This window comes from Runella sp. R0.1_18 (genome assembly GCF_057652155.1).
Map to the genome: position 1 here is coordinate 116,607 of NZ_JBYFCK010000003.1, position 6,240 is coordinate 122,846.

A 6,240-nucleotide genomic window follows, 5' to 3' on the forward strand; every position below is an offset into this window, starting at 1 on the left:
AACTAGATAATATTCGCCGTTTGCTCTTTGATTTTTTCCAATTCATCTTTCATCTGAACCACTACGTGCTGAATCGAAGAATCGTTGGCTTTTGAACCAATTGTATTGATTTCGCGACCAATTTCTTGGGCAATGAAGTTTAATTTTTTGCCGTTGCTTTCGCGGCTTTCCATGGTTTCTATAAAGTAAGAAAGGTGGTTTTTGAGACGCACTTTTTCTTCCGAAATGTCGAATTTTTCGATAAAATAGACCAACTCTTGTTCAAAACGGTTTTCATCGAACGATTCATCTTGAATCAAATCCCGAACATTTTTACGAAGCCTTTCCCGAACTGAAGGAATACGCGTTTTATCAAGTTCTTCAACTTCTAAAAGCAAGTCCGCGATTTTTTGAATGGAAGTGCGAAAAACTTTTGCCAGTGCGCGTCCTTCTTGTTGACGAAACTCGTTGCATTTTTTTAGGGCTTCGAGTACTGCTTGTTGAATTTGAACGGTTTCAGCGGCTTGCTGGTCTTCGGTGGGGGCGTCCGCCAAATAAACATTGGGCATTTGAAGCGCCATCCGCAATACTTCAGTAGGCGTTGGGGCAAAGCCAAGTTCTTCGGCCGTTTGGTGCAAATCTTTAAAATAAGCTTTTACCAATGCTCGGTTAACAACCGTCCCCGCGCTGTTGTCGCCAACGGGAGTGACTGTCATGTTGAACTCCACTTTCCCACGTTCCAACGACTGCGTAATGAGGTTGCGGATTTCGATTTCACGCTCCGAATAATTTCTTGGAATGCGACAAAATATATCCAAAAATTTAGAATTCAATGATTTGACTTCGGCAGTTACCGAAAGCGTATCAGATTCGATGGTGGCTTTCCCAAAGCCCGTCATTGATTTGAGCATCTTATTTAATTTGAAAATTTGGGAATTAGCTAATTTGAAAATAGCCTTGGTCGGCTTTTTTATTGGCTAATTCAAAACTATTTCTCTTCCTGCGAAGTCATTTTTTCTACTACAGGATTCTTTTTCAACGCATTTTTTTCTAGTTCTGCTTGTTCTTTGCGTTGACGGACGATATCAATCGCCGCAAAGATCGCCTGTCGCATGGATGTTTCGTCGGCTATGTTTTTGCCCGCAATATCGTAAGCCGTACCGTGGTCGGGCGAGGTACGAACGATAGGCAAACCTGCCGTAAAATTGATTCCATCATTGAAGGCAATCGTTTTGAAAGGCGTCAATCCTTGGTCGTGGTACATGGCCAAAACAGCATCATACTTTCGGTACGACTGAGCCGCAAAAAAACCATCGGCAGGATAGGGGCCATAAACCAACTGCCCTTTGGCGCGCATTTCTTTGATGAGAGGCTCTATAATTTCGTTTTCTTCGCTTCCGAGCAAGCCGCCCTCGCCAGCGTGGGGGTTGAGCCCAAGCACTGCAATGCGTGGTTTGCGGATGCCAAAATCAACCCGCAGCGACTTTAACATGGCCTGCAATCGTACCATGATTTTATCTTTGGTAATACTCTCGGCTATTTTGCCAAGCGGGATATGCCCCGTAACAACGCCCACCCGCAAAATATCACTCACCATAAACATCAATGGCTCTTTTACGCCAAAAGTTTCGGCAAGGTACTCGGTATGCCCAGGGAAGTTAAATTCGTCGTTTTGAATATTGTTTTTGTTGATAGGCGCCGTGACAATCGCGTCGAGGTGGCCTTCTTTCATGTCTTCAACGGCGCGTTTTAGCGATTCATAGGCTCCTTTGCCCGCTTCGGGCGTTACTTTTCCAGGCTGAATATCCTCTTGTGGGTCTTGCCAACACGTAATTACGTTGGTCATCTTGGGGTTAATCATGTCGATTTTTTGCGCCCCAAATAGGTTCCAATCCTTCATTTCGAGTTGGTTACGATAACGATTCAAAATACGCATCGAACCATATACGACAGGCGTACAAATACGATTAAGTTGGTTGCCATGTAATACTTTAAGAATGACTTCAGGGCCAATACCATTGTAGTCTCCTAACGTAATTCCAATGACAGGTTTATCAGAAAGTAATTCACTCATGATTCAAAATAATAAATGAGATTTATGCAATGTGCCGCAATTTACGAATAAAGCGCACTATTTTTGTAACCAGACTCACGCTGACATTTTGATATGACGATTTTAATTGCCGACGACATTCATCCTTCCCTCTTCGATATGCTCAATACGCTTGGCGTATCTTTTTGTTATGAACCTACATTCAAACGTACCGACATTCTCGAAAACCTTGCCAAATACGAAGGTTTAGTCATTAGAAGTAAAACGTATATTGACGAAGAAGTTTTAAAAAAAGCTCCTAAGCTGCGTTTTATTGCCAGGGCGGGGGCGGGGCTCGATCTGATTGATTTGGAGGCGGCGGCTCGGCGGAACATTCAGGTCTTTGCCGCCAATGAAGGTAATCGTGATGCCGTAGCCGAACACGCACTTGGAATGCTGTTGGGGTTGTTTGCCAATGTGGTAAAAGCTGACCGCGAGGTGCGCCAAGGCATTTGGGACCGAGAAGGAAACCGTGGGATTGAACTGATGGGAAAAACCGTAGGCTTGATTGGTTTTGGTTTCAACGGCAGTGCTACGGCCCAGCGGTTAAGCGGATTTGGCTGTCGTGTGCTGGCTTACGATAAGTATTTGACCAACTACGGAAATGCCCACGCGCAAGAAGCAACCCTCAACGAAATTATGAACCAAGCCGACGTAATTAGCTTTCACGTACCGCTGACGGAAGAAACTAGGCATTGGGTAAACGATGAGTTTGTTTCGGGTGTTGCTCGTCCGTTTTTTTTAATGAACGTGGCTCGGGGCGAAATCGTGGATACCGAAGCCGTTGTGAGAGGCTTGGAAAGTGGAAAAATTCGGGGGGCTTGCCTAGATGTTTTAGAAAATGAAAAACTAAAAACGCTTACGCCTGCTCAACAGGCCGCTTTTGATTATTTAATACACTCAAATCGGGTAGTTTTGACCCCACACATCGCTGGCTGGACCCAAGAAAGCTACGTAAAAATCAATGAAGCATTGGTGAAACAAATTGCGGCTTATTTGGAAGGAGCAACCACTTAAATGAATGCTTAGTGTGACCAAAGTACGAGACCAAGGGCGATTAGCGCTGGCAAACCTTGTACAAACCATATTTTCTTGCTGGCACTGAAGGCGCCGTATGCTCCTGCTACAATGACGCACGACAAAAAGAAAACGGCGATTTTACTGCTCCATTCGGGTTCCGAAACAGTCAAACTCCACAAAAGACCTGCGGCTAAAAAGCCGTTATAAAGCCCTTGATTGGCTGCCAGTGTTTTGGTAGGTTTGAAGAGTTCGTCGGGCAATGAGCCTTTGAATGTTTTTTTGCCGAGGGTTTCCCACGCAAACATTTCAAGATACAAAATGTAAAGGTGCTCTACTGCAACGATGACGATGGCGATTGTGGCAAGAATTTGCATAAAAGTACTGGGTTTACTGCCCACAAATCTACCCACATTTAACGGTAAAGTTGTTGGGTGTGTTCAATTTGTTTGATAATTAACTCTTCCAATACATCTAAATTGACATCGCTGAGTTTTTTGATGTAGATGCAGCCTTTTTCGGTTTTGTATTTGCCAAGCTGAGATAAAAGCTCTTCGCGCTGGTCAAATGACGCAGAAAAATAAATTGTAAGTGCAGCAGCCCGTGGAGAAAAAGCCACCAAAGCGGCTTCTCCTTCACGTCCGCTTTCGTACTTGTAATGATAACTACCAAAACCAACGATGCTTGGCCCCCAAAGTTTGGCGGGTGAGCCCGTAATTGATTCAAACAGTTCGACAAGTTTAAAGCTATCAGCGCGTTTGGTTTCGTCTTTTACGGCGTTTAAGAAGTCACTGACACTAGCGTTGGTTTCGGTAGTTTTATTTTTTGACATGAGTGCAAAAAAGTTCGTGATTATTCAATTTTAAAACGAGTACTTGGTTTGGTACTTTCGGTAATGGTAGCAATAAGCCTGCCATTTTTAGTGACAATGGTAACGCCTGGCTTGACAGTAATTCCCGTAATAAATTTACTGCCAATGCGTTGCATCGTTTTGCTCATTCCATTCACGGTGTAATATACATCTTCCGACGTTAAGTTTTGTAATTCAATTCTAATTGTTTTTTCAACAGCTTTTGCGGGTTTATCTTTGTTTGTGCTCGGGCTTTTGCTGTTCCCACTGAATGAGGGCGCATTGGCAGCATCGATTTCTTTGAATGCTTCTTTTTGCCCATCAATTTGTAAATCATACCGTTTTTGAAACGCTTTCTGATGGGTAACGAGTAGGTCATACAACTGCTCGTCGGTTAAGCTTTTGGCTTTGCTTTCTTTTTCTTTGGTATATAGTACCGCCACGGGGTCTAGTTTTTCTTTGGCAATATCCTCGGGGGTGCGTCCTCCTTTTGGTATGTAATAAAGCCCACTGCCATTTGTCATCAACAAGATCCCAGGCTCAATAAGCACAATGTGCATCACCGAACAATCGCGCAATGTTTCTTTCGTGTCTTTGACTACTGTCCCATTTTCTACCAAAGTGTGTTTGGCATAGAATCCATAATAGGCGCCATGGCTGAGTGCTGCGTCAAAACGGGGTTGTTTAATGGCTGAACTGACCTTCAAAACTAAGTCAGCAGGATAGTCGTTTCTACCCAATACCAGACTAGAAACCCCTTCGGCTTCATAGCTTGGCGTGAGTTTTAGCTTTACGGCGTTGGTTTCTTTTTCAAAAGTGACCAAAAATTTCCCAATAGCTTTGTCAAGATTGTTGGTTTCACTACCACAAACAAATAGCTCTCGCGTGTAATAAATGCCACCAAGGCCGTAAGGGTCTTTGACAATGGTTTTTGCTTCTAGTATGTTTTTGGCGGCATTAGCTTGTTGTTTTTCGTAGAGCGCTTTGGTGGGTCGAGACGACGATGAGCCATGGAGACTTTCGGTGGCAGCTTGCGCCTTTTCTTTGATTTTTTGTAAAAATTTTTGGGCAAAGACAGTTTGGGAGTTTAGCAAACCAGCCGACAGGGCAAGCGTAGTGGTTATGAGAAGCTTTTTCATTTGCATACGTTTTTTTCGACAAAACTATAGGCTTTGAAAAAGAAGGACGACCTGACTCTACCAGTTGTTAAGTAAGGGAATCGAAATGTTGTTTTGGCTCTACAAACGGGAAGGCGGGGCATGTGAACTCTGCCCTCAGTGGTGTGGTGTACCTTGCATCATGTACTATCTCGAAGTCTTTTGAATGGTGCAAGTTTTGTCCCAAACCTAAAAGAATTGTTATATTGGGGCGAACAAAACAGCCATAAATTTAATTTTAGGGGTGAAGAAAACAGCATTATGATGTTAGCTCTTAAAGACAATATTGGACATCATAGTGGTCAAATAAAACTTAGTTGTCTATGAAATTTTATAAAATCATAAACGGGATTTGTCGAGACAATGATCCAAAACGCAAAGTATTTCCAGGTGCTTATTTACCCAAAGGAATGGTAGGCGCGGAATACATGGCGTATGGTTCAAACGAAGGTGACGTGAATTACATTCCTATTGAAAAAACAATACAGGATTATCATATTGTTGAGAACACTCCTGTTTTTGATTATTTTATATTAGGTGACGGCTCTTCCCGTAAAAAGTTTGATTGGATACGATTAGACATGTATGGTGTCTTTGCGCTTGGAGGGGGTTTTTTGGTATCCGAAAGATTTAAAGAAACAATATCAATTTTCAATCTTCCTCGGCATAAGTTTTACCCTGCTAAACTGATGTATAAAGATAAAAAATTAGATTATTACCTCTTTCAATTGGGTGAAGGATTACCAATTATATACGAAAAGTGCAATTACCAAGTGGAGCATGAAAGTATGATAATGACTGCACAAGACTTACAAATTTATGACAAAGAGAGTTTTAATCTTAGATGGATTGAGCTAAAAAGAGAAGGGAAACGACTAAATATTAAAGACTTTGTCTTTTCTAAATACTATGATTATTTTATATCAAGAGAATTGTTCAAGATTGTCAGCGAACCACTCAAAAATACACTGGAAGCAGCAGGATTAACTGAGGGCTGGAAATTTGAAGACATCAGCCCGCGTACCATTACATTTTTAAATCAATAAATTCTTATGGCTACCCGTCTCCCCCCGTTGTGGGGTGGTGTGGGGCGAAAACAACACCCAACCGCGGGGGGAACACCAAGATAGTACCGAACCGACCCG

The 6,240-nt window shown here is 42.6% G+C and carries 7 protein-coding genes; 2 read left to right on the forward strand and 5 right to left on the reverse strand.

The window, feature by feature from the left end; translation table 11 throughout:
• Positions 1-2: 2 nt before the first annotated feature.
• Together AC23P2_RS05975 and pdxA are read right to left on the reverse strand one after the other, a co-directional pair.
• A complete protein-coding gene (locus AC23P2_RS05975; RefSeq protein ID WP_487772342.1) occupies positions 3-890 on the reverse strand; it encodes a YicC/YloC family endoribonuclease in 888 nt (295 codons plus the stop codon).
• Between the two features lie 77 nt (positions 891-967).
• Complete coding sequence (gene pdxA, locus AC23P2_RS05980) at positions 968-2,053, reverse strand: 4-hydroxythreonine-4-phosphate dehydrogenase PdxA (RefSeq protein WP_487772343.1); 1,086 nt, start codon at positions 2,051-2,053, stop codon at positions 968-970.
• 93 nt (positions 2,054-2,146) lie between these two features.
• On the opposite strand from pdxA, the gene AC23P2_RS05985 reads away from it, so the two are divergent.
• On the forward strand, positions 2,147-3,088 hold the full coding sequence (locus AC23P2_RS05985) for a 2-hydroxyacid dehydrogenase (protein WP_487772344.1): 942 nt from the start codon (positions 2,147-2,149) through the stop codon (positions 3,086-3,088).
• Between the two features lie 8 nt (positions 3,089-3,096).
• Here the strand turns inward: AC23P2_RS05985 and AC23P2_RS05990 are convergent, their stop codons facing one another.
• From AC23P2_RS05990 to AC23P2_RS06000, 3 genes are read right to left on the reverse strand one after another with little or no spacing between them, the layout of a single operon-like run.
• Entirely contained in the window at positions 3,097-3,465 is a 369-nt protein-coding gene (locus tag AC23P2_RS05990; RefSeq protein ID WP_487772345.1) for a DUF1304 domain-containing protein, read from the reverse strand.
• Between the two features lie 38 nt (positions 3,466-3,503).
• The gene (locus tag AC23P2_RS05995) at positions 3,504-3,920 is read right to left on the reverse strand and encodes a DUF1801 domain-containing protein (RefSeq protein ID WP_487772346.1); all 417 of its coding nucleotides are present in this window, start codon (positions 3,918-3,920) and stop codon (positions 3,504-3,506) included.
• Positions 3,921-3,940: 20 nt separating this feature from the next.
• Positions 3,941-5,077 (reverse strand): hypothetical protein, encoded by a 1,137-nt coding sequence (locus tag AC23P2_RS06000; protein WP_487772347.1) that lies wholly within the window; start codon positions 5,075-5,077, stop codon positions 3,941-3,943.
• 341 nt (positions 5,078-5,418) lie between these two features.
• Between AC23P2_RS06000 and AC23P2_RS06005 the strand changes: the two genes are divergently transcribed.
• Positions 5,419-6,141 carry a hypothetical protein gene (locus AC23P2_RS06005; RefSeq protein ID WP_487772348.1) on the forward strand — a complete coding sequence of 241 codons (723 nt, stop codon included), beginning with the start codon at positions 5,419-5,421 and terminating at the stop codon, positions 6,139-6,141.
• Positions 6,142-6,240 lie beyond the last annotated feature (99 nt).